We start from the raw sequence: 26,206 nt of genomic DNA on the forward strand, positions 1-26,206 counted from the left end.
GCAAAAAAGAAATGAATCCTGATCATTATTGCGTCTTCGGCAATCCCATCGCCCACAGCAAGTCCCCCCTGATTCACGCCGCCTTTGCCCTGCAGACGGGCGAGGCCATCGTCTATGAACGCCGGCTGGCGCCGCTGGATGGCTTTGTGCTGGCCGCCCGCAGCTTTGCCGCCGAGGGCGGCAAGGGCGCGAACGTGACGGTGCCCTTCAAGCTTGACGCCTGCGCGCTGGCTACCGAGCTCACGCCGAGGGCCAAGGCGGCCGGCGCCGTCAATACCCTGCGTTTCGATGGCGACGCCATTCTTGGCGACAATACGGATGGCGCGGGCCTGGTGGCCGATATCCTGCGCAACGCCGGCGTGGCCATCGCCGGCAAGCGTGTCCTGCTGCTGGGCGCGGGCGGCGCCGCGCGCGGCGTGGTGCTGCCCTTGCTGGAACAGGGACCGCAGGAACTGTTCATTGCCAACCGCACCGTGGCAACGGCCGCCGCGCTGGTGGTGCAATTTGCCGATGCGCTGGCGCATCCGGAACAGCTGCGCGCCGGCGGTTTCGAGCAGCCCGAGGGCGTGTTCGATATCGTCATCAACGCCACCTCGGCCAGCCTGGCGGGCGACTTGCCGCCCGTGCCCGTCACCGTCTTCGGCAGCCAGACCCTGGCGCTGGACATGATGTATGGCGCCCAGCCCACCGTCTTCATGGACTTTGCCGCCCAGCATGGTGCGCAGGTGCGCGATGGCCTGGGCATGCTGGTGGAGCAGGCGGCCGAAGCGTTTTATGTGTGGCGCGGCGTGCGGCCGGACACGCAGGATTTGCTGGCGCAGTTGCGCAACGCCCTGTGAGCGGCGGCAAGAAGGGCAACCGCAAGGGCGGCGGCAGCCGCTACGGCTGGATCAAGTGGCTGTTCATCGTGCCCGTGCTGGCGTTTATCGTCGTGCAACTGTATTTCTTCCTGCAAATCTGGTGGTGGGTCGACCACAATCCATCCAGCACGGCTTTCATGCGCGAACAGCTGTCGGTCTTGCAGGAGAAGAACCCGAACGCCACTATCAAGCAGACCTGGGTGCCGTACAACCGCATCTCGAACAACCTGAAACGCGCCATCATCGCCTCGGAAGACGCTAATTTCTCCGAGCATGAAGGCGTGGACTGGGATGCCTTGCAAAAGGCGTATGAAAAAAACAGCAAGAAGCAGAAGGTCGTGGCCGGCGGCTCCACCATTACGCAGCAGCTGGCGAAAAATCTGTTCCTGTCCGGTTCGCGCAGCTATGTGCGCAAGGGCCAGGAACTGATCATCACCTACATGCTGGAAAGCCTGATGGACAAGCAGCGCATTTTCGAGATTTATCTGAACGTGGTGGAGTTTGGCACGGGCATCTTCGGCGCCGAAGCGGCGGCGCGCCACTACTACCACGTCAGCGCGGCCAGCCTGAGCGCGGCGCAGGCGGCGAAACTGGCCGTCATGCTGCCGAACCCCCGTTTTTATGACCGCCACCGCGACACCGGCTACCTGAACCGGCGCACCGGCGTGATCCTGCGGCGCATGGGCGCGGCCGAATTGCCTTGAGGGCGGCCCGATTCGTTTGCATTAAACCAAAGCTGCCGAATTGGCACTATTGCGGCGCAGCATCGTAATGCGGCATTGCCACACATTTTCCGTGAAAAAGCATGGTGGAGGGGTGGTCGTGAAAAGGCCTTTGCGGGTACACTTGCGCTGTTTTCATTTTTGGCGCCAGCGCCAGCACATCACGATAACCCAACATCCGGCTGAGAGCGCGCATGATCAATGTCTTTGTATTACAGAATGGCCGGCTCAACCAGGTGCCGATCGACAGCCGCGCAGACCTCGAAAATGCCGAACCGGTGTGGGTCGACCTGACCGACCCCACCGATGATGAACGGGCCTGGGTCAAGGCCATCTACAACGTCACCCTGCCGGGCGAAGACGAAGTCAAGGATATTGAAGCGTCGGCCCGCTATTACGAAGCGGAAAACGGCGACTTGCACCTGCGCACGGACTTCCTGCGCGAAGAAGACGACGGCCCCTCGCGCGTCATCACCGTGGCGTTCATTCTTGCCCGCAAGATCCTGTTTTCCATGCATACGGACGACCTGCCCGTGTTCCGCCTGGTGCGCATGCGCGCCCGCTCGCGGCCCGGTTCGATCGCCGACTACATGGATGTGCTGCTCGACCTGTACGCCACCGATGCCGAATATTCGGCCGACGTGCTCGAAGGCATCTACCAGAACCTGGAAGAAGTCAGCACGCGCGTGCTGCAAAAGGAATTTACCGATGCGCACGCGGCCGAAGCGCTGAACGCGATTGCCCACGAGGAAGATTTGAATGGCCGTATCCGCCGCAACATGATGGATACGCGCCGCGCCGTGAGCTTCCTGATGCGCGGTCGCTTGTTGAATTCGGAGCAGTTCGAGGAAGCGCGGCAGATTTTGCGTGACATCGAATCGCTGGATGGCCACACCTCTTTCCTGTTCGACAAGATCAACTTCCTGATGGATGCGACCGTCGGTTTCATTAACATCAACCAGAACAAGATCATCAAGATCTTCTCGGTGGCCAGCGTGGCCTTCCTGCCGCCGACCCTGATCGCCAGCGTGTACGGCATGAACTTCAAGCTGATGCCGGAGCTGGAATGGTCGTTCGGCTACCCGTGGGCCTGGGGCCTGATGATTACCAGCGCCATCGCACCCTTCCTGTATTTCCGCCACCGCGGCTGGCTGAAGTAAGCGCCAGAAACTGGGGCGCGCCCGCGCTCCAGTACCGCCAGCGGGCCTGTCCCGGCTGAGCAGGCAAAGGCAGCCATTTCAAAAATCGGCGATAATCACTGGTATTGCGTGGTATTGAAGTGGTATTGTCGTTGCCCCTGCATGCCCGCCGCCGTGTGCCGCGTACTTTGTCTCATGTCCTTTGCAAAAAAGTATCGCTACCGGCTTGCTTTTGGCGTGGCCATGGCCGCCTGTTCCACCTATGCTCATTGCGGTGCCGGCCTGTGCCGGCTGGCCGCCGCATTTCCCGTCACCGTTGTCTTCTGGAGAATCCATGCCTGATACCGCTACCACCCCATTGCGCTTTACCCACTTGATCAGCGACTGCGATGGCGTGCTGATCGACAGCGAGGCCGTGGCCCTGCAAGCGCTGCTGGAGTTGCTGGGACCGCGTTTACCGAACCTGCCCGAAGGCATCACGCTGCAAGGCTTGATCGAGCCGCGCCTGGGCCAGCGCCTGGTGCCGCTGATGCAGGATATCTACAAGGATCTGGGCCTGCCGCCATTGCCGGCAGATGACATCATGGCCATCGGCAATGCCGTCGATGCGGCCTGCGATGCGCAGCTGCGTGCCGTGCCCGGCGTGGCGCAGGCGCTGGCCGCCATTCCTCTGCCCAAGGCCGTGGCCTCGAACAGCGTCAGCGCGCGCGTGCTGTCGGCGCTGGAACGCACTGGCATGGCGCCCTTGTTCGAGAACCGCGTGTTCACGCCGGACCTGGTCGGCCATGCCAAGCCGCATCCGGGCGTCTACCTGGCGGCGGCGGCCGCCTTCGGCGTGCCGCCAAGCCAATGCTTGGTGCTGGAAGACAGCGTCACGGGCGTGACGGCCGCCGTGGCGGCGGGCATGACGGTACTGGGATTCATTGGCGGCGGGCATATCGCCCCCGGCCAGGAAGCGCGCCTGAAGGCGGCCGGCGCGCATCTCGTGTTCCAGGACATGGCCGGGCTGCCGGCGCTGGTGGCGGCCCTGCTGCAACCGGCTGCCGAGCGGCAATCGGCTTAATTGCAAGTACTTCAGCGGCAGGTATAGCCGCCATCGACCGGCAGGCTGACGCCGCTGATCATGGCGGCGGCGTCGCTGAGCAGGAACAGAATGGGCTTGGCGACCTCTTCCGAGGTGGCGAAACGGCGCAGCGGAATGGCCGCCAGCATGGGGCCGCTTTTTACGGGGTCGCTCCAGTCCCGTTCCGCCATCGGCGTCAGGGTCACGGTGGGATTGACACTGTTGACGCGGATGCCGTGCGGCCCCAGTTCCAGGCACAGGCTGCGGGTGATCGCATCCATGGCCGCCTTCGAGGCGCAGTACGCCAGATGATGCTCGAGCGCCACCAGTGCCGCCTGGCTCGAGACATTCACGATGCTGCCCGGACGCCCTTCGCGCAACATGCCTTGCGCCACATGGCGCGCCATCATGGCCGCGCCGCGCGCATTGACCACCATCACGCGGTCGAAGCTGGCGGCCTCCACTTCCAGGCTGGGACCGAGTTGCGAGATGCCGGAACAATTGACCAGGCCATCGATATTGCGCAGCGGCGCCAGTGCGGCCGCCATGGCATCGCTGTCGCTGATGTCGAGTTGCAGCGGCTCGCAGCCGGTTTCCTCGGCCAGCGCCGCCAGCCGCTCGGCATTTTGCCCGACGGCAATGACGCGCGCGCCGGCCGCGCTGAGCATGCGCGCCGTGACCAGGCCGATGCCGCTGGAAGCGCCCGTGACGATGAATTTCTTGTGGCGGAAATCGAATAGCATGGTGATCCTCAGGTGGGGTTGGTGTTGTTGATGCGGTGCATCAGGGGCCGCAAGGCAGGGTAGGCATCGCGGTAAAGGTCAAAGACGCGGCGGTAGGCTTCGCTGGCGCCCGCTTGCGGGGTGCTGCGCGGCACCAGGGTGACCCAGCCGCGCTGCGCCGCTTCCTTGCCGACCAGGCCGGTTCCCAGCGCCGCCAGCAAGGCCGCGCCCAGCGCCGCCTCGACGTTTTCCGCGATGGTGTAGACGGGGTAATCGGTGATGTCGGCAATGATCTGCATCCACAGCGGCGAGTGCGCGGCGCCGCCGACGACGATCAGCTTGTCGTCGAGCGCGACCGTGCCCATGCCCCGGGTGCCCGTGACGATATTGTGTTGCAGGGCAAAGCTCACGCCTTCGAGCACGGCGCGGTACAGATGGGCGCGGCTGTGGTACAGGCTCAGGCCCAGGAAGGCGCCGCTGGCCCTGGCATCCCAGATGGGGCTGCGCTCGCCCATCAGATAGGGCAGGAACAGCACGCCATCGGCGCCGGGCGGCACGGCCTGCGCCTGCTCTTCCATCAACTGGTGCGCATCGGCATGGCCCAGCCGCCTGGCCGCTTCCACGTCGGCCTGGCAAAACTCGTCGCGGAACCAGCTGACGGACGCGCCGGCCGTGATGGCGCCGCCGAATACATACAGGTCGGACTGGCTGTTGAACACGTGCGGCATGCTGATCAGCCCATGGCGCGCATCGGTCTGCTGGTGGATATAGCCCCAGCACATGCTCGTGCCGATCATGGCCACTTGCTGGCCTGCGCGGCTGGCACCGGCGGCGAAGGTGGCCACGGCCGCGTCGACCCCGCCGGCGATGACGGGCGTGCCCGGCAGCAAACCGAGCTGCTGCGCCGCCAGCGGCAGCAGCGCGCCCACCACCTCGGACGAGTCGAGCAGGCGTTCGGGCATCATGTGCGCGGGGATGCCCAGCGCGTCGAGCATGGGGGCCGACCAGCTGCGCGCGGCCAGGTCGTACACGCCGCCGATATTGCCGGCCGAACTATGGTCGACGGCCACTTCCCCCGTCAGCAGGTAATTGATGTAGCTGTTGGGTGGCAGGAAATAGCGCGTGCTGTCCCACACGTCGGGCCGGTGGCGCTTGAGCCACAGCATCTTGGTGTAGCCGTAATAACTGTCGACGCCGTTGCCGGTGATGTCGTACAAGGTGTCCAGGTCGACATGCTGATTGACCCATTCCACCTCGGCGGTGGCGCGCCGGTCCATCCAGAGCAGGCACGCATGCAGCGGCTGCATGGCGGCATCGACGGGAATGCCTGAGCCGCCGTACAGGCTGCTCACGCAGATGGCCTTGATGCTTGCCGCCGGCACCCCGCCCGTTTGCAGCACGTGTCGCACGCACGCCACCACGGCGTCATACCACACGGCCGGCCACTGTTCAGCCCACAGAGGGCGCGGCGTGTCGACCTGGTAAGCGTGCGCATGCTGGGCGACGATGGCGCCGCCGCTGGAAACCAGCAGGGCCTTGGTGCTTTGCGTGCCGATATCGACACCGATGACGTAATCCATGCCGGCTTCTCCGTTCAAGTGTGTGTCGCTGGTTTCAGCAAAACCTTGATGGAATCGAGCGAGTTGGCCAGCGCGAACGCCTGCTCCCAGTCTTCCAGCGGAAAGTCGTGCGTGACGATGCCTTTCGACGTGACCAGTCCGCGCTCCAGCAGGTCGATAGCGATCGGGTAGCAGTACGGGCCCAGGTGGGCGCCGCGCACGTCGAGTTCCTTGCGGTCGCCGATGATGGACCAGTCGGCGCTGGTTTCCTTGCCGAATACGCTGAATTCCACGAAGCGGCCCAGCTTGCGGATCACATTCAAGCCCTGCGTCACGCCGGCCGGCACGCCCGTCGTCTCGATATACACATCGCAGCCATAGCCGTCCGTCAAGCCGTGGATGATGGCCAGCGCATCGTCGGTGGCGGGGTTAATGGTGACGTGGGCGCCATACTCGCGCGCCAGCGCCAGGCGTTCCGGCACCATGTCGATGACCACCAGTTTCTTTGGCGTCTTGAGGGCGGCGATCTGCGTCATCATCAGGCCCAGCGGCCCGGCGCCGGCGATCACCACCACGTCGTCGAGCTGCACCTCGGCGCGGTTGACCGTGTGGATGGCGCACGCCATCGGCTCGATGATGGCCGCGTCTTCCAGCGAGATGCTCTCGGGAATCTTGTGCACAAGGCCCGTGGGCGGGATGCGCATGTATTCGGCCATGCCGCCATCGGCCACTTCGCGCTGGAAGCCGAAGATATTGTGCACTTCGCACATCCAATATTTGCCCGATTTGCAAAAGCGGCACTTGCCGCAAGGCACGATCTGCTCGGCAATGATGCGGTCTCCCACTTTCACGCCGAAGTGTTCTTCGCCGTGCTCTCCCGCCTCGACCACGTAGCCGAAGAATTCATGGCCGGGCACGACGGGCGGCTTGACCCACGACGGCTGGCCGTCGCCGCCCCAGAACATGGCGGCGCCCGAGTGGCATTTGCAGTCGCTGGCGCAGATGCCGCAGGCGGCGATACGGATCAGCAGCTCGTTCAGGCGCGGCCTGGGGCGGGTGATTTTCTGCAGGCGGTAGTCTTTCGGACCGTGGCAGACCACGGCTTGCATCTCGACTTCGGTGTACTTCATGACAGGCTCCAAATGGTAAAGGTGGTCAGGCGCGCTTGCTGCTGTTGCGGCTGATGTAAATGGCGAGCAGGATGATCACGCCCTTGATGATGTTTTGCAGGTAGGGCGAGACGCCCATCATGTTCAGGCCGTTATTCAGCACGCCGAGCATGACGGCGCCGATCAGGGTGCCGACGATGGCGCCGCGTCCGCCCGTGATGGCCGTGCCGCCCATGACGACGGCGGCAATCGCGTCCAGCTCGAAGCCGATGCCGGCGTTCGGCTGGCCGCTCATCAGGCGCGAGGTCAGCACCAGGCCGGCGATGGCGGCCGTGCCGCCGCTGATGGCGTACACCAGCAGCTTGTAGCGGGCCACGCGCACGCCGCTCAGGCGCGTCGCTTCCTCGTTGCCGCCGATGGCGTAGATATAGCGGCCCAGCGGCGTATGGTCGAGCAGCACATAGGCGATGAGGAACACCAGCAGCATCACCAGGATCGGCGTCTGCACGCCCAGCACGCTGCCGCGGCCAAAGAATTCGAACCAGTCCGGCAAGTCGTTGATCGGGTAGCCGCCCGTGTACAGCAGGGCCAGTCCGCGGGCAATGCCCATGGTGGCCAGGGTGACGATAATCGGCGGCATGTTGGCGTAGGCGACAAAGAAGCCGTTGCCCACGCCAAAGGCGATGCCCACGGCCAGGCCGGCCGCGATGGCCAGCCCGGGCGGCAGGCCGGCCACCATCAGGCCCGCCGTCAGGGTACCCGTCAGCGCCATCACGGAACCGACGGACAGGTCGATGCCGCCGCTGAGGATGGCGCACGTCATGCCGACGGCGATGATGGCGTTGATCGACACTTGCCGCGCGATATTGACCAGGTTATCGGCGGAAAAGAAATGGTCGGTGGTGGCCGCCATGGCCGCCGATACCAGCAGCAGGCCAAGCAGCGGAAAAAAGGCCGGCGACTGCTTCAGCATGACCCACAGCGATGTGGCCGTGGCGGGGGCGGCCCCGCGCGGCGCGGCGAGGGTCTCAGTGTTGGGCGGTTGTTGCATGGCGCATTACCTCGCTCGAGTGTATGGAAGCGCCTTCCAGCAGGGCCACGATGGCACCTTGCCGGAACACGGCGACCCGGTCGCACATGCCGGTGATTTCCGGCAGTTCCGATGAAATCAAAATGATGGAATAGCCATCGCTGGTGAGGGCGCGCATCAGGCGGTAGATTTCCGCCTTGGCGCCCACGTCGATGCCGCGCGTGGGTTCATCGAAGATGAGGATCTTGCAGTGATGGTTGAGCCAGCGGGCGATCACCACTTTTTGCTGGTTGCCGCCGCTCAGGGTGCCCACGCGCGTGCCCGGGCCGGGCGCCTTGACGCCCACCTTGGCCATCACGGCCCGCGTGGCGGCCAGTTCGGCCGGGCGGCGTATCAGGCCCGCGCCCGTGTATTTGCCCAGGTTATTGACGGAAATGTTTTCCATGATGTTGAAATCAAGGATCAGCCCTTCCGTCTTGCGGCTCTCGGGCAGCAGGCCGATGCCGTGCCGCAAGGCATCGGCCGGATCGCGCAGGCTGGCTTTTGCGCCATGGATGCGGATCTCCTTGTGCCAGGCGGGCTGGGCGCCCATCACGGCCAGCGCCAGTTCCGTGCGGCCGGAACCGACCAGGCCCGCAAAGCCGAGGATTTCGCCCTGCCGCAGTGCGAAGCTGTTGCTGGGACCATCCTTGCTCAGGCGCACGTCGCGCGCCTCGAGCACGATGGCCGGCGTGCCGGATGGCAGGGGCTTGGCGGGAAAGTTCGCTTCGAGCTTGCGTCCCACCATCATTTCCACCAGCTGGCCGACATCGGTGGCGGCCACCTCCGTCATGCCCACGTATTGGCCATCGCGCAGCACGGTGATGCGGTCGCACACGTCGAAGATCTCGTCCATGTGGTGCGAAATGAAAATCATCGCCACGCCTTGCTGTTTCAGTTCGCGCATGATGGTGAACAGGTGCCCCGCTTCGCTGGGCGTCAGGGTGGCCGTCGGCTCGTCGAGGATCAGGATGCGGGCATTGAGCGAGAGGGCCTTGCCGATTTCCACGAACTGCTGCTGGGCGATGCTGAGCTGGCTGACCTCGGCCGCCAGGTCGATGGCAATGCCCAGGCGCGCGAAGATGGCCGCCGCTTCCTGCCGCATGGCTTTTTTCGACAGCAGGCCCAGCGCATTCGTCCTTTCGCGTCCGAGGAAGATGTTTTCCACCGCGTTCAGGTAGGGAATCAGCGAGAATTCCTGAAAGATGATGGCGATGCCGGCGGCGATGGCGTCGTTGTAGCTGTGGAAATCGCAGGGCTGGCCATTGACCACGATGCTGCCCGCATCGGGCCGGTAGATGCCACTGAGAATTTTCATCAGCGTGGATTTGCCGGCGCCGTTTTCACCGAGCAGGGCGTGGATTTCGCCCTGGCGGATGTCCAGGTTAATGCCGTTCAAGGCTTTCACGCCAGGAAAGCCCTTGGTGATGTTTTGTAGCTGCAAGATCGTCTGCATGATGGGACCCGGAGGAACGGAGAACGTCCCGCAGCCAGGCCGCGGAAACGGGGAGTGCGCCAGGCGCGGCGCTTACCAGCTGAAGGACTTGGCGCCGGCCTTGTCCACCAGCTTGACGTCGACCGGCACTTGCGGCGGCACGTTGGCGCCCCATTTTTTGGCCATGGCGATGGCCAGCGCCAGGCGCACCTGGTCGCGCGGGTACTGGGCGGCCGTGGCGATGAACTTGGAATTGGGCTTGAGCATGGCCTTGATGGCTTCAGGCGCGCCGTCCACGCTGGTCAGCTTGACGTCCTTGCCGTTCGCCTCGATGGCCGACAGCGCACCCATGGCGCCGCCATCGTTGACGCTGAAGATGCCTTTCAGCTTGGGCTGCGCCTGCAGGATGTTTTCCGTGACCGTCAGGGCCTGGTCGCGTTCCTGCTTGCCATTTTGCGTGCTGACGATCTTGATGCCAGGAAAGGCCGCCAGCGCATCCTTGCAGCCGCGCACCCGTTCCAGGATGGGCACGACGGGGATGCCGTCGAGAATCGCCACGTCGCCCTTGCCGTCCAGGCTCTTGGCCAGGTAGGTGCAGGCCAGCTGCCCGGCATTGAAGTTTTTCGAGCCGACGAAGGAATCGACGGGGCCGTTGGCATTCGCATCGACGGCGACGACGATCACGCCGGCCGCCTTGGCCGACTTGACGGCCGACTGGATGCCCACCGAATCGGTGGGGTTGAGCAGCAGGATGTCGATTTTCTTCTGGATCATGTCTTCCACGTCGCTCGTCTGCTTGGCCACGTCGTGGCGTGCATCGGTGATCACCACCGTGGCGCCGATGCTGGCGGCCGCCTCTTCCAGCGCCTTTTTCATGGTGATGAAATACGGATTGTTGAGTTCCTGGAAGGACATGCCGATCTTCAGCGGCGCGGCGCTGGCGGGCAGGGACAGGGCAGCGGCGCACACGGTGGTCGTGGACAGGACAAGCAGTTTTCTTTTCAACATCATCGTCTCCTGGTTTTTAGTATGGATTTTGGGTGTCGTGGCAGCCTTGCCTTGCCTGCTGCCGGGGCATGAAGCGAAAAATCAGTTGCCTGGCGCCGCCGTTTTCAAGCCGTCGTAGCGGCGGAACTTGGAGGGCGAGATGCCCTTGTGGGCAAGGAACTGGCGGTTGAAATTGGACAGGTTGTTAAAGCCCACCTGGTAGCAGATGTCCGTGATGCTCAAGGCGCTATTGCTGAGCATTTCGCAGGACAGTTTGATGCGCAGCAAGTTCACGTATTGCACAAAGGAAATTCCCGTGTGCTTGCTGAACGAGCGCGAGAACGAGCTGACGTTTTGTCCGATCAGTTCGGCCAGTTCCGATTCGCGCAGGTCGGTCGCCAGGTTCTTGCCGATGTAGGCCAGCGCCAGGTTGATCTTCGACGCCATGTAGCTGTGCGGATCGGGCCGGTAGCTAGGGCTGGATAGCTGGCGGCGCCCGTTGTCGTGCAGCAGCAGTTCCAGCAGCGACAGGAACAGCATGGCCCGGCGGCAGCCGCGCGCTGTCAGCAACTCCCGCATCAGGGGCAGGGCGGCGGCGCCGCTCTCGGGCGCAAACAGCAGGCCGCTGCGCGATTCGTCCAGCAGAGTTTTGACTGTGCGCAATTCCGGAAAGGCGGCGGTGGCCTTGGCCATGAATTCGGCCGTGAATTGCAGGATCAGGCAGCGTTCAGCCACGGGCTGGTTGTCGGGCAGTTCGCTGACCCAGTTATGCGGCAGGTTGGGACCGGACATGACCAGGTTGCCCGGCGTGAAATCGCCGATATAGTCGCCGACGAAGTACTTGCCGCTGGTGTCGGTGATCAGCTGGATTTCATATTCCGGATGAAAGTGCCAGCGCACGGTGCGGTAGGGGTAGCCGTGTGACCAGGCGGTAAACGATTCATCGGCGGGCACGCAGACGACTTCGAGATCGGGTTTCATGATGTGCTCCCTCGCGTCGCTTAACAGGTGACGGCGGGAAAAGGAGAACAAGCGCGGTGGCGGCGAGGCGTGAACGGGGCGAGGCGGATGCTTGGCATGACGTGTCTCCTGCTGGGTTACCGTGCGCTTCGACCCTGTTGCCGGCCGGGCGTGTTTTTAATTTATGGTTCCATTCTATGCAGGCGAACCCGACGGGGCCACTCATTCCATGTGGGTATACCGATACTTTTTTTGCATATTCGTTGCCCCAGAGGATACATAGTCAAATTTTGTGCATTGCGTCAAATGTTGCTGAGCAATACGCTGGCGGAAAAAGATGGCAATTGCACAAAATAGTATCGATAAAACAGGGTCTTTGACGTAGCGCAGGCCCCCGCAGCGCTTGTATGCTGGCCAGGCTGGCTACGTCGGGGCCGGCGTCCCTTCAAGAATATCCATGCCGGAGAGCGCCATGCGAGTACTGAATGTCTGATGTCTATTTAACGCACCTGATCAGCGATTGTGATGGCGTGCTGGTCGACAGCGAAAGCGTGACCTTGTTTTCTCTGCTGAAGCAGTTGCGCCCGTACGTGCCCGCCGATTCGCCGCTGGTCGCCCTGATCCAGCCGCGTCAAGGACAGAACTTCGAGACACTGCTGACCGGCGTGTTCCTCGAACTGGGTCTCGCGCCGCTGGCGCCTGAGGTCTGCGCAGCGATCCGCCAGGGCGTCGAAATCGATTGCGACCGGCTGCAGTGCGCCGTGCCCGGCGTGCTGCGGGCGCTGGCCGCCATCAATATGCCGAAAGCGGTGGCGTCGAATAATACTGGCGCGCGCGTGCGGTCGGCGCTGGAACGGACCGGCATGGCACCGTTATTTGGCGGACGGGTGTTTACGCCGGACCTGGTGGGCCATGCCAAGCCGCATCCTGGCGTCTATCTGGCGGCAGCCGCCTCGTTTGGCGTGCCGCCGGGCCAGTGCCTGGTGCTGGAAGACAGCGTCACGGGCGTGACGGCCGCCGTGGCGGCGGGCATGACGGTATTGGGATTCATCGGCGGCGGGCATGTCGCCGCCGGCCAGGAAGCGCGCCTGAAGGCGGCCGGCGCGCTTCTTGTGTTCAATGACATGGCAAGGCTGCCGGCGCTGGTGGCCGTGGTGATGGACACCGCGGCCGTGTAAAACGCTTATGCCAACTTGGCAAACACCTTGCGCGCGGCGGCGATGGTGGCGTCGATGACGGCATCGTCGTGGCGCGCCGAGACGAAGCCCGCCTCGAAGGCGGCTGGCGCGAAGTACACACCTTCGTCGAGCATGGCGTGGAAGAAGGCGTTGAACTTGCTGCGGTCGCCCGCCATCATCTCCGCGTAGCTCGTCGGCGGCGTTGCGCTGAAATAAATGCCGAACATGCCGCCGATGTAGTCGGCGCAGAAGACCACGCCGGCCTCTTGGGCGGCAGCGGTCAGGCCTTCGGCCAGGCGCTTGGCCGTGGCGCCCAGCTGCTCGTAGAAGCCCGGCTGCTGGATCAGTTTCAATGTCGTCATGCCGGCTGCCACGGCGACCGGATTGCCGGACAGGGTGCCGGCCTGGTAGACGGCGCCCAGCGGCGCCATGTTGTGCATCAGCGCCGCGCTGCCGCCAAAGGCCGCCACCGGCATGCCGCCGCCGATCACCTTGCCCAGGGCCGTCAGGTCCGGCTTGATGCCGTACAGCGCCTGCGCGCCGCCCAGGGCCACGCGGAAGCCGCACATGACTTCATCGAAAATGAGCAGGGCGCCGTGCTGCGTGCACAGCTCGCGCATGGCTTGCAGGAATTCCGGCGTGGCCTTCACCAGGTTCATGTTGCCGGCCACCGGTTCGACGATGACGCAGGCGATGTCCGCGCCGAAGCTGTCGAAGGCGTCTTTCAGCTGTTCCACGTTGTTGTAGTCGAGCACCAGCGTGTGCTTGACAAAATCTTCCGGCACGCCGGCCGACGTCGGGTTGCCGAAGGTGAGCAGGCCGCTGCCCGCTTTCACCAGCAGCGAATCGGCGTGGCCGTGGTAGCAGCCTTCGAACTTGACGATCTTGTCGCGGCCCGTGGCGCCGCGCGCCAGGCGCAGGGCGCTCATGGTCGCTTCCGTGCCCGACGACACCAGGCGGACCTGCTCGATCGACGGCACCAGGCGCGTGATTTCCTCGGCCATCAGCACTTCGCCCTCCGTCGGCGCGCCGAACGACAGGCCCAGGGCGGCGGCATCCTGCACCGCCTTGATCACTTCCGGATGGGCGTGGCCGACGATGGCCGGGCCCCAGGAGCCGATGTAGTCGATATAGCGCTTGCCGTCCGCGTCCCAGAAGTACGGGCCTTCGGCGCGCGTGATGAAGCGCGGCGTGCCGCCCACGGAGCGGAAGGCGCGCACGGGCGAATTGACGCCGCCTGGCGTGGTTTTTTGCGCGCGGGTAAACAGGATGTCGTTCTGGGAAGTCGTCGTCATGATAATCGTGCCTTGAAAGTGGATCGTTGTCTGTGTCGTCTGTCTGGTCTGCTACAGAATTATTCGGCGCCGCGCGGGCGCTGCAGCTGGAACAGCCGGTTCGGCACCAGCTTGCCCATGCCGTGGCGCTGCGCGTGCGCCAGCGCGCCGGAGGTAAATTCCTGCGCCGCTACGACCGCCTGCGGCACGTCGTCTTCATTTTCCGCCAGGGCCAGCAGGGCGGTGGCCGCCGCCGACAGGGTGCTGCCGGCGCCGTTGAAGATGCCCGGCAGGTGGCGCCATTCGTCGTGGCGCACCACGCCGTCTTCGCCGAACAGGGTATTGGCGCGCAGCTTGCCTTCGGCCGTGCCGGCCTTGCTGGCGTCGGCCGGCATGCCGGTGACGAGCACGTATTCGCAGCCCAGCGCCACCAGGTAGTCGACATCGTTCTGCAAGGTGTCGTCCGGATCGGCGTCGCGCCAGGTCTCGGCCAGGCGTTCCAGTTCCACGGGCGAGATGATCAGCAGGGTCGTTTGCGGGATCAGCAGCTGGCGCACGGCGGTGAGGATGTCTTCGTCGTCCATGCCCTGTTCCGGCAGCGCTGAAATGAAGGGATCGAGGATCAGCGGCACGTTCGGATAATCGGAGACGATTTCGGCGATCGCCGTGACGTTTTCCACGCTGCCCAGCGCGCCGATCTTGATGGCTGCCACCGACATGTCTTCGAGCAGCACGCGCGCCTGGTCGGAAACCCAGTCCGGGTCGACCGCCTGCACGTCTTCCACGCGCGCCGTATCGCTGATCAAGAGGCCCGTGGTGACCGACAGGCCATGGCAGCCGAAGGCTGAAAATGTGGCCAGGTCGGCCTGGATGCCGATCGCGCCGACTGGATCGGACACGCCGAAGCTTAATATGAGGGGAGAAGTTTGGTTTTGCACGGCGGGTAGATTAAGATACCTAATTCAGCATTTTACTTGATTGAAGGGTGGCAGAACGTGAGTAGCAACGAAACAACGCAGCAATTCCAAACGTGGATGTGTCTTATTTGCGGCTGGGTTTATGATGAAGCGGCTGGCCTGCCTGACGAAGACATCGCTCCCGGCACGCGTTGGGCCGATGTGCCGATGAACTGGACCTGCCCGGAATGCGGCGCGCGCAAGGATGATTTCGAGATGGTGGCCATTTAATTAATCCTGATCAATTGGCATGCCGCGGTCGCCCGCCTGTGCGGCGACAGCCTATGCTATGGTACGCAAGATTGCCGAAAAATCAAATGACGAGTCCGTTACAGCCCCCGGCATCGTCCGATGGCGCCGCAAGTGCCGGCCTGACGATCCTGGTGATCGACGACAGCGCGACGATACGCAGCGCTGCCGCGAAGATCCTCGGCGACGCCGGATACCGCGTGGTGGTGGCGGAAAATGGCTTCGAGGCGCTGGCCAAGATCGGCGACTGCCGGCCGGCGCTGATCGTATGCGATATCCTGATGCCGCGTCTCGATGGCTACCGCACGTGCGCGCTGATCAAGGCCAGTGCGGCGTTTCACGCCACGCCGGTGCTGATGCTGTCGTCGAAAGAGGGTTTGTTTGACCGAGCGCGCGGCAGCATGGCGGGCGCCAACGCCTGCCTGGCCAAGCCGCTGGCGCCTGAAGCGCTGCTGGCGGCCGTGCGGCAGCATCTGGCCGGGCATTTTTAGTATGATGCATTTAGTATGATTCATTGAGCACGACTCAATCACCGCAGCAAGGAAGTAAAACACAGATGGCCATACACACAATTCTGATCGTCGATGACTCGCCGACAGAGCGCTACTACCTGAGCGAGATGCTGGTGCGTGCCGGTTACGCCGTGCTGACGGCGCAAGACGGCGCCGACGCGCTGGCGCAGCTGAAGCAGGCCAGGCCCGACCTGATCCTGATGGATGTGGTGATGCCCGGTGCGAATGGCTTCCAGATCACGCGCGCCATCGCCCGCGATCCTGAACTGCAGGACGTGCCGGTGATCATCTGCTCCAGCAAGAGCCAGGAAACGGACCGCATCTGGGGCTTGCGCCAGGGCGCGCGCGACTACCTGGTCAAGCCGGTGGTCGAAGCCGACCTGCTGGCGAAGATCGCGGCGCTGTCCTGACGCATGCGTACGATGCCTGGCAATGGCGTGCCTGCCGCGGCTTTGTCGGCCATGCGGCCGTTCGAGCCTGGCGCGCGGCAGGGCCGTTTGCGCCAGTACCAGCTGCAATTGTTCGAACGGGTACAGGCTGCGCGCAGCGGCGCGCTGGCCGCACGCAAGGAACTGGGCGTGCTGCTCGGCGGCCGGCATTGCCTGCTCGACCTGACGCAGCTCGGTGAAATCGTCATTCCCGCCGGCTTGCCCATCCAGGGCGTACCGCTGGCGCAGGACTGGTACCTGGGCCTGGCCGCCATGCGCGGCCGTCTGACGGCCATCATCGACCTGGCTCGCTACATGGGCGAGGCACCCTGCGCGGCTGGCGGCGACAGCCGCATCATCACTTTCTCTCCCCGCCTGGGCATGAACTGCGCGCTGCTGGTCGAGCGCGTGCTGGGCTTGCGCCAGCAGCGCGGCATGCTGTCCGTGCCGGCGCAGGGGAGTACCGCTGGCACGGCGCTGCCATGGGCGAGCCAGACCTTGCGCGACAGCGAAGGGCAGCACTGGCTGCGCCTGGACCTGGCGCAGCTGGCGCAGGCGGAGCGCTTCCTCGATGCCGGCTTTGCCGGCGTGGCCAGCGGCAAGGATGAACACTGATGGGCGCCCATTCCCCTATCCTGGCATCCGGCATGGCCGAGGCGGAGCACGGCCCGGGCGAAGCGGCGCTGGCGGCCGACCTGCCACTGCGCCTGCGCGATGCGCTGGGCCGGCGCAAGTCGCTGGCCAGCGCGCCGGCCGGCGACTGGAAGCTGCCGCTGATCGGCCATCTGCCGCTGCAAAAACAATTGAGCATCCTGTCGACCGTGATGGCCCTGAGCCTGGCCGCCAGCCTGCTGTTCGTCGGCTTGAATACGCGCAGCGGCAATATCGCCTCGGCCCAGACGCAGCTGGCCAGCGATGCGCTGATGCATTCGCAGCGCATCGGCAAGGCCGCGCCGAACGCCGTGCAGGGCAATCCGGAAGCGTTCCGCCAGCTGGAGGAAAGCCGCAATGAGCTGAACCAGGATTTCCGCCTGATGCAGCGTGGCGGCACCTATCACGGGCGCGACATCGGCGAATCGCGCGCCAGCCTGCTGGCGGCCGTGGCCGACGCGCGCAAGAAGTGGGCCAGCAGCGACCGCGCGGCCAGCACCATCCTGCGCCTGAAAACGGAGCTGGGCGAATTCGACAAGACCTTGCAGCAATTGAACGCGCTGTCGCCCGCGCTGCTGGCGCAGACGGAGGAAATCGCCGCCCTGAAGGTGCAGCGCGGCGGCAATGCGCGCGACCTGGCCGTCATCGGCCGGCTGATGATGCTGAGCCAGCGCATGAGCCGCAGCGCCAGCGAATTCCTTTCGTCAGGCAGCATCAGTTCGGAAACGGCGTTCTCGCTGGGGCGCGACACGACGTACTTCCGCACCGCCGTCGAAGGCCTGCTCAATGGCAGCGTGTCGCTGCAGCTGGCGCCCACGCGCGACGCCGAGCTGCGCGAGCGCATGGTGGCGCTGAAGGCCAGCTTCGACACTTACCAGAAGCTGGTCTCGTCGATCCTCGACCGCCTGGATAAATTCAGTTCGGCGAAAAGCGCCGAGCAGCTGATCTTCAGCGAGAACGAAGACCTGCGCCAGCGCCTGACCCTGCTGCAGCAGATGTACCACGCAAACCAGGAAACCCTGGGCCTTGCCTTCTGGCTGATGGTCGCTGGCGTGCTGCTGACATTGATCGCGGCGGCCGGTATTGGCAGGGTGCTGCTGCAGGACTCCGTCAACCGCACGCGCGAGGCCGAGCGGCGGCGCCAGGAAGCGGAAATCCAGCGCCTGCTGTCGCAGGAAAAAGAGGAAGAGGCGAAGGCCAAGAATGACCAGAACCAGGCGGCCATCCTGCGCCTGATGAACGAATTGCAGAAGGTGGCCGATGGCGACCTGACGGTGCAGGCCACCGTCTCGGAAGACATCACGGGCGCCATCGCCGATTCCGTCAACTACACGGTGGAAGAACTGCGCGGCCTGGTGGGGCGCGTGACGGCCACCGCGGAACAGGTGAACCGCGCCTCGACGCAGGCGCAAAGCATTTCCAGCAAACTGCTGATCGCCTCGCAGCAGCAATCGCGCGAAATCCAGGGCGTCAGCGCCACCGTGGTGAAGATGGCCAATGCGATCACCGACGTGTCGAAATCGGCCAGCGTTTCGGCCGACGTGGCGCGCCAGTCGGTGGCGGCCGCGCTGCAAGGCTCGACGGCGGTGGAAAACGCCATCAAGGGCATGCATGAGATCCGCGAGCAGATCCAGGATACCTCCAAGCGCATCAAGCGCCTGGGCGAATCGTCGCAGGAAATCGGCGAGATCACCGAGCTCATTTCCGACATCACCGAACAGACGAATGTGCTGGCGCTGAACGCCGCCATCCAGGCCGCATCGGCCGGCGAGGCTGGGCGCGGCTTTTCCGTCGTGGCCGAGGAAGTGCAGCGCCTGGCCGAACGTTCGGCCGCCGCCGCCAAGCAGATCGGCGCGCTGGTGCGCACCATCCAGGCCGACACGCAAGATGCGACCAGGGCGATGGAAACATCCACCCAGGGCGTGGTCGAAGGCGCGCGCCTGTCCGATGCGGCCGGCGCGGCCCTGAACGACATCAGCCAGGTCTCGAAACACCTGGCCGAACTGATCCAGGGCATTTCGTTCGCTACCGGCACGCAGGCCGGTTCGGCCAGCGGCGTAGCCTTGAATATCCAGCATATCCTGAGCGTGACGGAGCAGACCCAGGATGGCACGCAGCAGACGGCGCAGTCGATCCATAAACTGTCTATGCTGGCGCAGGAACTGAAAAACTCGGTGTCGCGCTTCCGCGTCGCCGCCTGAACGCCGCGCCAGCCGATGGCGCGGCGCGTTGTGCGTACCGATTTTTGCGCTACGTATTCTTTACCGAGGCATGCATGAGTACACCTGATAGTCCGCAGCAGTCCAAGCCGTTCGACAGCGAACCCCTGTCGTGGGTGATGGTGGAAATCCGCGAGGCGCTGGGCCGCTCGAAAACAGCCCTGTTCGAAGCGGGTGGCCGCGAGCGCGAGGAACGCGCCACGGCCCTGCAGCATGCACGCTCGCATTTGCACCAGGCGCATGGCGCGCTGGTGATGGTCGACGTGGCCGGCGCCAGCCTGCTGACGGCCGGCGCGGAACAGGCGCTGGCGCGCTTTCGCGACGGCAGCCTGGAATACACGGTGGATCACGCGCAGGTGGTGGCCGGGCTGTATCAGGCCCTGACCGAGTATCTGGAAGACCTGGTGGCGGGCACGCCACCTCAGCCGGCCCGCCTGTTCCCGTATTACCGCGACCTGCAAAGCATGCTGGGCGCCGAACGCATCCATCCGGCCGACCTGTTCTTTCCGCCCGCGTCGGTGCGCGATGGCCATGCCATCGCGCTGGCCGCGGCGCCGCCTGCGGCCGATTATCCGGCCTGGCGCGGGCGCTTTGAAAAGTCCCTGCTGCCTTTCCTGAAGGCGCCGGATGACGCAACGCGGCGCCAGCATGCGGGCGTCCTGCATGAAACCTTGAACCTGGTGGCCGACGCGCAGCAGGAAGCGCCGGCGCGCACCTTCTGGTTTGCCATGCAGGCCTTCGCCGAACTGGCGGCCAGTGGCGAAGGCATGGGCACCTTGTATGTGAAACAGCTGTTTGGCCTGATCAACCTGCAGCTGCGCCGCCTGGCGCAGGGCACGGCCAGCCTGCCCGAGCAGATGCTGCGCGATGCCCTGTTCTTCATCGCTGCGGCAGCCGAACCGACGCCGGCGGCGCAGCAGCTGCGCGCCGCTTTCGCCCTCGATGGCCTGGTGCCGGCCGACGTGGAAACGCGGCGCTATGGCCAGGTCGACCAGGACGCCCTGCACGGTGCGCGCACGGCCCTGGCGCAGGCGCGCGCCAGCTGGAGCCGTCTGGCGCAGGCCGATCTCGACCCCACGCTGAGCGTGGATTTCGGCGCGGCGCTGCAGGACGTGGCGGTGCATGCGGAGTCCTTGAAGCTGCCGGCCCTGGCCAGCCTGCTGCGCCAGTGCGCGGCCGTGGCGCAGCAGGCCGTGGCCATCGGGCGCAGCGCGGCCCTGGAACAGGAGATCGGCACGGCGCTGCTGTTTGCCGAGACGGGCCTGGAGCAGGTGCGCCGCCTGCCCGACGATTTCGCCGGCAACGCGGAAACCATCGCCGCGCGCCTGCACGCGCTACTGGCCGGTGAGGCGCCGCCGCCTGCCGCCGCCTGGGAACTGTCGCGCCAGATCGAACAGGGGCAAACCGTCGCCACGCTGGCCGACGAGATGAAAACAGGCTTGCGGCAGGTGGAAAAACTGCTCAATGACTATTATGCCGACGGCGCGCGCCAGGCTTGCCTGGACGGCGTGGCGCCCCTGCTGCGGCAATTGCAGCTGCAGCTGGCCAGTCTGGAACAGGAAGACGCGGGCGCTGCCGTGCAGCAGGTCGAGGCGGCCGTGCTGCAGCTGCCAGCCATCGCTGCCCAGGCAGACCAGGCCGAGGCGCTCGACGAGATCGCGCAAAATATCAGCGCGCTGGGCTTCTTTGTCGACATGTTGGGCCGCAATGCGCAAGCGGCCAAGGGGCGTTTCCACTTTGATGCCGCCGCCGGTACCTTCCGCGCGCTGCCGTTTGAAAAAGTCGCCGCCAGCGGCAGCGTGCCCGTGCCCCTGCTCGACCAGGCGCTGGCGCCCGCCGCGCCGTCCGCAGCCGATGCCGCGCCTGCCGATGCCGGCCTGGATGCGGAAATGCTCGACATCTTCATCGCCGAAGCGCGCGAAGTGCTGGCCTTTATCGATACCACCCTGGCCTTGCCGCGCGAGCAGGCGGCCAGCAGCGAACACCTGGCCATGCTGCGCCGTTCCTTCCATACCCTGAAGGGCAGCAGCCGCATGATCGGCCTGGCGCAGTTTGCCGAGGCGGCCGGCGCCATCGAACGCGTCATGAATACCTGGCTGGCCGAGGCCCGCACAGTCAGCGATGATTTGTTTACCTTGCTGAATTATGGCTGGTACCAGCTGAGCGAATGGGTGGCCGAACTGGATGGCGGCGCGGGGCGCGAGCGCGAGGCCGGCATGCTGCTGGCGGCGGCCGAACGCGTGCGCGAAGGCGGACCGTTCGAGCTGCGCAAGCCGCGTCCGGCCGTGCCGCCAGTCAGCAACGGCAATGTGATCGGCTTTCCTTCCGCCACGGCGCCCGCCGCGCACGAGGCGCCCGACGATCACCTGAAGCACGTGGGCGAGCTGCGCATCAGCCTGCCCCTGTACAACATTTACCTGGCCGAGACGGATGAACTGCTGCGCGTGCTCACGCGCGACTTCGGCGAGTGGCGCCACGAGCAGCGCGCCGTCAGCGGCGAGGCGCTGCAAGCCGTGCATACCCTGGCGGGGACGTCGGGCACGGTGGGCTTCCAGTCGCTGCGCGACCTGGCGCATACGCTGGAGACAACCATAGAAACCGTGGTGCCGCCACTGGCCGGCTTGAGCGATGCCCAGCACGATGTGCTGGAACACGCCACGCAGCGCATCGGGCAAATGCTGCAGGCGTTCGCGCTGGGCGACCTGGCGCCCGCGCAGCCGGACATGATCGAGTCGCTCAATACGCTGTGGCGCGCCCTGACGGCGCTGCCGGGCGAGAGCCGGGAAGCGCAGCTCGACGCCCTGTTCGCCGCCACCTACGCCAGCATTGTCGGCACGCCGGTGCCGCCTGCCGAAGCGCTGGCGGAAGATCCGGCTGAAGATACGGCCGACGCGGTGCCGGGCGAATCGGCAGAGCAATTGGCGGCGGTGCCGGCGCCGCAGCTCGAAACTCTGTTCGCGGCCACGTATGCCAGCATCGTCGCCGACGCGCTGCAGCCGGACCTTCCTGCCGCCGCTGCGGAAGCGCCAGTGCCGGACCTGGGCGCCAGCGATGACCTGTTCGACGCCGGCTTCGAGCACGCGCCGCTGCTGGAGCACGCGCTGCCGGAAGCGCTGGTGCCGGCCATCATGCCGGCCGACGCGGCCGCGCTGCTGGCAGCCAGCGCCGGCATCAGCGATGAACTCGATCTGGATCTGCTGTCCGTTTTCCTGGAAGAGGGCGCCGACCTGCTGCCGCAGATCGGCGAAGCGCTGCGCAGCTGGCAGCAGCCGCCGCACGACAGCGGCCAGGCGCAGATGCTGCTGCGCACCCTGCATACGGTGAAGGGCAGCGCGCGCATGGCCGGCGCCATGCGCCTGGGCCAGCATGCGCATGAAATCGAGACGCATATCGAGAACATGCTGCATGCGGGCACCGCCACGCCGCAGGCGTTCGAGGAATTGCTGGCCCATTACGACCATGCGCTGCACCTGTTCGAGCAGTTGCAGCAGCCCCTGCTGCCCTTGCCGGGCATGGAAGACACGCCTGCCGCCGAGCCGAAGGCGGCGCTGGTGCGCGTGCGTGCCGATATTCTCGACCGCCTGGTGAACCAGGCGGGGGAGGTGTCGATCACGCGCTCGAAAATGGAAAACGAGGTCGGCGTGCTGGGCGCTTCGCTGGGCGAGTTTTCCGACAATCTGCAGCGCCTGCGGCGCCAGTTGCGCGAAGTGGAAATGCAGGCCGAATCGCAGATCGCCTCGCGCATGGCCGTGGGCAGCGAACGCGATTTCGATCCACTCGAATTCGACCGTTTTACGCGCCTGCAGGAACTCACGCGCATGATGGCCGAAAGCGTCAACGACGTGGCGTCCTTCCATGAAAACCTCAGTCACAGCGTGAATGCCGTCGGCGACGACCTCGTGCTGCAGGCGCGCCTGACGCGCGAACTGCAGCGCGACCTGATGCAGATCCGCATGGTGCCGTTTGCCAGCATTGCCGAACGCCTGTTCCGCGTGGCACGGCAAAGCGCCAAGGAAGTCGACAAGCGCGTCAACCTGGATATTCGCGGCGGTGGCGTGGAAATCGACCGCAGCGTACTGGAACGCATGGCGGCGCCATTCGAACACCTGCTGCGCAATGCCATCGTGCACGGCATCGAACCGCGCGCGGCGCGCCTGGCGGCAAGCAAGAGCGAAACGGGCGAGCTGCTGGTGCAGGTCAGCCAGCAGGGCAATGAAGTGGCGATCGCCTTTTCCGACGACGGCGCGGGCCTGGACCTGGAACGCATCCGCAGCAAGGCGCACAGCGCCGGCCTGCTGTCGCCGGACGCGCCATTGAGCGATGCGCAGGCGGCCGAGCTGATTTTCGCGCCGGGCTTTTCCACCGCCGACAGCCTGACGGAACTGGCGGGCAGGGGCTTCGGCATGGATATCGTGCGCTCCGAGGCGCTGGCCCTGGGCGGGCGCGTGGAAACGCTGACGCAGGCGGGCCAGGGCATGCGTTTCACCATTCATTTGCCGCTGACCCTGGCCGTCACGCAAGTGGTGCTGCTGGCGGCGAACGGCAAGACCTATGCCTTGCCCTCGGTGCTGGTGGAGCAGGTGCTGCACCTGAAAGGCGAGCAGCTGGAGCAGGTGCAGGCGGCCGGGCATATCGAGTCGCACGGCCACGCCCTGGCGCTGCACCATTTGTCGTCCATGCTGGGCGAGGCGCCGGCGGCGCAAGCGGTACAGCGCCATGCGCCAGTACTGCTGCTGAGGAATGGCAATGACCGTCTGGCGCTGCAAGTGGACGATGTGCTGGGCAACCGCGAGGTGGTGGTCAAGCACGTGGGCCCGCAGCTGGCGCGCATGCCCGGCATCGCCGGCGCCACCGTGCTGGGCACGGGCGACATCGTGCTGATCCTCAATCCGGTGGCGCTGGCGCAGCACCTCGAACACCATCCGGAACTGCTGTCGCAATACGCGCTGGCGTCGGGAGAGCAGCGCGCCGCTTCCAGCACGCTGGCCGCGCCGCGCGCCTGCGTCATGGTGGTCGACGATTCACTGACCGTGCGCCGCGTGATGCAGCGCCTGTTCGAGCGCGAAGGCTACCTGGTGCTGCTGGCCAAGGACGGCGTCGAGGCGCTGGAGCAGTTGCATGCGCTGGAGCCAGCGGCCATGCCGGCCTTGCTGCTGGTCGATGTGGAAATGCCGCGCATGGATGGTTTTGACTTGACGCGCAACGTGCGCAGCGACGACAAGACGCGTGCCATCCCCGTCATCATGATCACCTCGCGCAGCGCCGACAAGCACCGCACGCATGCGTTCGAGCTCGGCGTGAATGCGTATTTCGGCAAGCCGTTCCAGGAGGAGGAATTGCTGGCGGAAGTGGGGCGTCTGCTGGGCGCTGGCGTGGCCTAACCGACGCCGACGCCAACAATGTCGTCGGATTACGCGGGGCTTTGCCCCGCTAATCCCACCTACGTTCTTGTGCGACGGGGCCACCGGCTACCCGATTACCCCACCACCTTCACCACCGCATAGCGCTCCAGCGTTTCCTTGCGCGCCTCGTCGTGCTGCACCAGCGGTTCAGGATAGTCGCGCCCCAGCACGATGTTTTTCTGTTCCAGCAGCATGCGCGGCACCAGCCAGGGCGCGTGGATTTCCTTGTCGCCCAGCGCCTTCAGCTGCGGCAGGTAGCGGCGGATGAAGCGCCCGCTCGCATCGAATTTTTCCGACTGCGTGATGGGGTTGAAGATGCGGAAATACGGCTGCGCGTCGCAGCCAGAGGACGATGCCCATTGCCAGCCGCCGTTGTTCGACGCCAGGTCGAAGTCGTTCAGGTGCAGCGCGAAATACGCTTCGCCACGGCGCCAGTCGATGCCCAGATCCTTGATCAGGAAGCAGGCCGTGACCATGCGCAGGCGGTTGTGCATGTAGCCGGTCTGGTTCAGCTGCGCCATCGCCGCGTCCACCAGCGGATAACCGGTGCGCCCTTCGCACCAGGCGGCAAAGGCGGCGTCCGCCTCGGGGCCCGTCTCCCAGGCGATGGCGTCGTAGGCGGGCTTGAAGGCGCCGCCTTCCACGTGCGGGTTCTGGTACAAAATCATGGCGTAGAAGTCGCGCCAGATCAGTTCCGCCAGCCACACGGGCGCGCCGTCGCCGCCGCCCCGGTCCATCAGGTCGACGATGGTGCGCACCAGGTAGCGCAGCGAGACGGTGCCGAAGCGCAGGTGCATGGACAGGTACGATGGCCCTTTCAGTGCGGGAAAGTCGCGCGCCACGTCGTAGCGGGCCGCGCGCGGCAGGAAATCCTCGAACAGTTTGCTGGCGCCCGACATGCCGGTCGGAATCGCCAGTTCGGCCAGGTTGCTGGGCTCGAAACCCAGTTGCTCCAGGGACGGCAACGCCGCCGGCGTGACAGCGCGCGGCGGCGCCAGGCGGGCCGCGTGCGGTTCGACGTCGAACGGCGCCAGGCAGCCAGGTTCGGCGCGCATTTTCTTCAGCCATGCATTCTTGTATGGCGTATAGACGGTGTAGGGTTTCTGCGAGAGGGTCAGCACTTCGTCTTTTTCAAAGATCACCTGATCCTTGAAACTGAACCACAGGCGCGCGTCCTGCGTCAGCGCGGCGGCCACCGTGGCGTCGCGGGCGATGGCTTGCGGTTCGTAGTCGTGGTTGGCAAAGACGGCGTCGGCCTGCAGCTCGGCCGCCAGGCGGGGAATGGCCTCGGCCGCATCGGCGTGCAGCACGATCAGGTCGCCGCCCAGTGCGCGCAGTTCGGCCGCCAGTTCGGCCACGCTGGCGTGGATGAAATCGACGCGGCGGTCACGCCGCGGCAAGGTGGCCAGGATGGCGCTGTCATAGATAAATACACAATGCACGGCCTGGCTCTGGCGCAGGGCGTGGTGCAGCGCGGCATGATCAAAGGCGCGCAGGTCGCGCCGGAACCATACCAGGGAAGTCTTGATGCTCATTATTTTCGCGTGTTCCGGGTCAAAGATCAGCTATTTTTTGCCGTTCAGGGCGTGTTATGGCCGCTCGCGTCGCGCCTTTGGCGTCGCTGTGGCGGCAATTCAGTGTAAACTAGCAGCTACGTTCGCAGTGCTCATTATGTGCAACAGCGGTGCGACAGCGATTTTGGAATCGATTTT

At 65.1% G+C, this 26,206-nt stretch carries 22 protein-coding genes; 11 read left to right on the top strand and 11 right to left on the bottom strand.

What is annotated here, in order from left to right; translation table 11 throughout:
* The first annotated feature begins 11 nt into the window (after positions 1-11).
* Positions 12-839 carry a shikimate dehydrogenase gene (gene aroE, locus ACQ4WR_RS04925; RefSeq protein ID WP_436485676.1) on the top strand — a complete coding sequence of 276 codons (828 nt, stop codon included), beginning with the start codon at positions 12-14 and terminating at the stop codon, positions 837-839.
* Positions 836-1,564, top strand: a complete 729-nt coding sequence (mtgA, locus tag ACQ4WR_RS04930; protein ID WP_102293275.1) for a monofunctional biosynthetic peptidoglycan transglycosylase — start codon at positions 836-838, stop codon at positions 1,562-1,564. The genes aroE and mtgA overlap by 4 nt, the downstream gene beginning before the upstream one ends.
* A gap of 46 nt (positions 1,565-1,610) precedes the next feature.
* Here mtgA and ACQ4WR_RS04935 read toward each other — a convergent pair whose 3' ends face one another.
* Positions 1,611-1,778 carry a hypothetical protein gene (locus tag ACQ4WR_RS04935; protein WP_436485678.1) on the bottom strand — a complete coding sequence of 56 codons (168 nt, stop codon included), beginning with the start codon at positions 1,776-1,778 and terminating at the stop codon, positions 1,611-1,613.
* Between ACQ4WR_RS04935 and corA the strand changes: the two genes are divergently transcribed.
* A complete protein-coding gene (gene corA / locus ACQ4WR_RS04940; RefSeq protein ID WP_034746658.1) occupies positions 1,777-2,742 on the top strand; it encodes a magnesium/cobalt transporter CorA in 966 nt (321 codons plus the stop codon). The two genes, ACQ4WR_RS04935 and corA, sit on opposite strands and share 2 nt — an antisense overlap.
* Before the next feature lie 313 nt (positions 2,743-3,055).
* Positions 3,056-3,784 carry an HAD family hydrolase gene (locus tag ACQ4WR_RS04945; RefSeq protein ID WP_436485679.1) on the top strand — a complete coding sequence of 243 codons (729 nt, stop codon included), beginning with the start codon at positions 3,056-3,058 and terminating at the stop codon, positions 3,782-3,784.
* 11 nt (positions 3,785-3,795) lie between these two features.
* On the opposite strand, the gene ACQ4WR_RS04950 is transcribed toward ACQ4WR_RS04945, so the two are convergent.
* The 7 genes from ACQ4WR_RS04950 to ACQ4WR_RS04980 form a co-directional block, all read right to left on the bottom strand.
* Positions 3,796-4,533 carry an SDR family oxidoreductase gene (locus ACQ4WR_RS04950; RefSeq protein WP_180979318.1) on the bottom strand — a complete coding sequence of 246 codons (738 nt, stop codon included), beginning with the start codon at positions 4,531-4,533 and terminating at the stop codon, positions 3,796-3,798.
* 2 nt (positions 4,534-4,535) lie between these two features.
* Positions 4,536-6,086, bottom strand: a complete 1,551-nt coding sequence (locus tag ACQ4WR_RS04955; protein WP_436485680.1) for an FGGY-family carbohydrate kinase — start codon at positions 6,084-6,086, stop codon at positions 4,536-4,538.
* 14 nt (positions 6,087-6,100) lie between these two features.
* Entirely contained in the window at positions 6,101-7,195 is a 1,095-nt protein-coding gene (locus tag ACQ4WR_RS04960; RefSeq protein WP_436485681.1) for an alcohol dehydrogenase catalytic domain-containing protein, read from the bottom strand.
* A gap of 25 nt (positions 7,196-7,220) precedes the next feature.
* Positions 7,221-8,225, bottom strand: a complete 1,005-nt coding sequence (locus tag ACQ4WR_RS04965) for an ABC transporter permease (protein ID WP_102293280.1) — start codon at positions 8,223-8,225, stop codon at positions 7,221-7,223.
* A complete protein-coding gene (locus tag ACQ4WR_RS04970; protein WP_436485682.1) occupies positions 8,203-9,699 on the bottom strand; it encodes a sugar ABC transporter ATP-binding protein in 1,497 nt (498 codons plus the stop codon). Before ACQ4WR_RS04970 ends, ACQ4WR_RS04965 begins: the two co-directional genes overlap by 23 nt.
* A 72-nt stretch (positions 9,700-9,771) precedes the next feature.
* Positions 9,772-10,689, bottom strand: a complete 918-nt coding sequence (locus ACQ4WR_RS04975; RefSeq protein ID WP_436485684.1) for an ABC transporter substrate-binding protein — start codon at positions 10,687-10,689, stop codon at positions 9,772-9,774.
* Positions 10,690-10,767: 78 nt separating this feature from the next.
* Positions 10,768-11,646, bottom strand: a complete 879-nt coding sequence (locus ACQ4WR_RS04980) for an AraC family transcriptional regulator (protein ID WP_436485685.1) — start codon at positions 11,644-11,646, stop codon at positions 10,768-10,770.
* A 464-nt stretch (positions 11,647-12,110) separates the two neighbouring features.
* Between ACQ4WR_RS04980 and ACQ4WR_RS04985 the strand changes: the two genes are divergently transcribed.
* Positions 12,111-12,803 carry an HAD family hydrolase gene (locus tag ACQ4WR_RS04985; RefSeq protein WP_436485687.1) on the top strand — a complete coding sequence of 231 codons (693 nt, stop codon included), beginning with the start codon at positions 12,111-12,113 and terminating at the stop codon, positions 12,801-12,803.
* Positions 12,804-12,808: 5 nt separating this feature from the next.
* Here the strand turns inward: ACQ4WR_RS04985 and hemL are convergent, their stop codons facing one another.
* Both hemL and thiD read right to left on the bottom strand, forming a co-directional pair.
* The gene (gene hemL / locus ACQ4WR_RS04990; protein ID WP_102293284.1) at positions 12,809-14,098 is read right to left on the bottom strand and encodes a glutamate-1-semialdehyde 2,1-aminomutase; all 1,290 of its coding nucleotides are present in this window, start codon (positions 14,096-14,098) and stop codon (positions 12,809-12,811) included.
* A 59-nt stretch (positions 14,099-14,157) separates the two neighbouring features.
* The gene (gene thiD / locus ACQ4WR_RS04995; protein WP_102293285.1) at positions 14,158-15,015 is read right to left on the bottom strand and encodes a bifunctional hydroxymethylpyrimidine kinase/phosphomethylpyrimidine kinase; all 858 of its coding nucleotides are present in this window, start codon (positions 15,013-15,015) and stop codon (positions 14,158-14,160) included.
* Between the two features lie 96 nt (positions 15,016-15,111).
* Between thiD and ACQ4WR_RS05000 the strand changes: the two genes are divergently transcribed.
* From ACQ4WR_RS05000 to ACQ4WR_RS05025, 6 genes are all read left to right on the top strand, one after another.
* Positions 15,112-15,264: a rubredoxin gene (locus tag ACQ4WR_RS05000; RefSeq protein ID WP_038488910.1), complete on the top strand. Its 153-nt coding sequence runs from the start codon at positions 15,112-15,114 to the stop codon at positions 15,262-15,264.
* Between the two features lie 86 nt (positions 15,265-15,350).
* A complete protein-coding gene (locus ACQ4WR_RS05005; protein WP_102293286.1) occupies positions 15,351-15,773 on the top strand; it encodes a response regulator in 423 nt (140 codons plus the stop codon).
* 65 nt (positions 15,774-15,838) lie between these two features.
* Positions 15,839-16,204, top strand: coding sequence for a response regulator (locus ACQ4WR_RS05010; protein ID WP_086143773.1), 366 nt, complete (start codon positions 15,839-15,841; stop codon positions 16,202-16,204).
* A gap of 3 nt (positions 16,205-16,207) precedes the next feature.
* Positions 16,208-16,837 carry a chemotaxis protein CheW gene (locus tag ACQ4WR_RS05015; RefSeq protein ID WP_436485689.1) on the top strand — a complete coding sequence of 210 codons (630 nt, stop codon included), beginning with the start codon at positions 16,208-16,210 and terminating at the stop codon, positions 16,835-16,837.
* Positions 16,837-19,074 carry a methyl-accepting chemotaxis protein gene (locus tag ACQ4WR_RS05020; RefSeq protein ID WP_436485691.1) on the top strand — a complete coding sequence of 746 codons (2,238 nt, stop codon included), beginning with the start codon at positions 16,837-16,839 and terminating at the stop codon, positions 19,072-19,074. The genes ACQ4WR_RS05015 and ACQ4WR_RS05020 overlap by 1 nt, the downstream gene beginning before the upstream one ends.
* A gap of 74 nt (positions 19,075-19,148) precedes the next feature.
* Positions 19,149-24,473 (top strand): Hpt domain-containing protein, encoded by a 5,325-nt coding sequence (locus ACQ4WR_RS05025; protein WP_436485693.1) that lies wholly within the window; start codon positions 19,149-19,151, stop codon positions 24,471-24,473.
* A 95-nt stretch (positions 24,474-24,568) separates the two neighbouring features.
* On the opposite strand, the gene ACQ4WR_RS05030 is transcribed toward ACQ4WR_RS05025, so the two are convergent.
* Positions 24,569-26,029: a cryptochrome/photolyase family protein gene (locus ACQ4WR_RS05030; RefSeq protein ID WP_436485694.1), complete on the bottom strand. Its 1,461-nt coding sequence runs from the start codon at positions 26,027-26,029 to the stop codon at positions 24,569-24,571.
* Positions 26,030-26,206: the final 177 nt, after the last annotated feature.

Origin of the sequence: Janthinobacterium amylolyticum, assembly GCF_051380655.1 — a bacterium.
Taxonomy (GTDB): Bacteria; Pseudomonadota; Gammaproteobacteria; order Burkholderiales; family Burkholderiaceae_D; genus Janthinobacterium.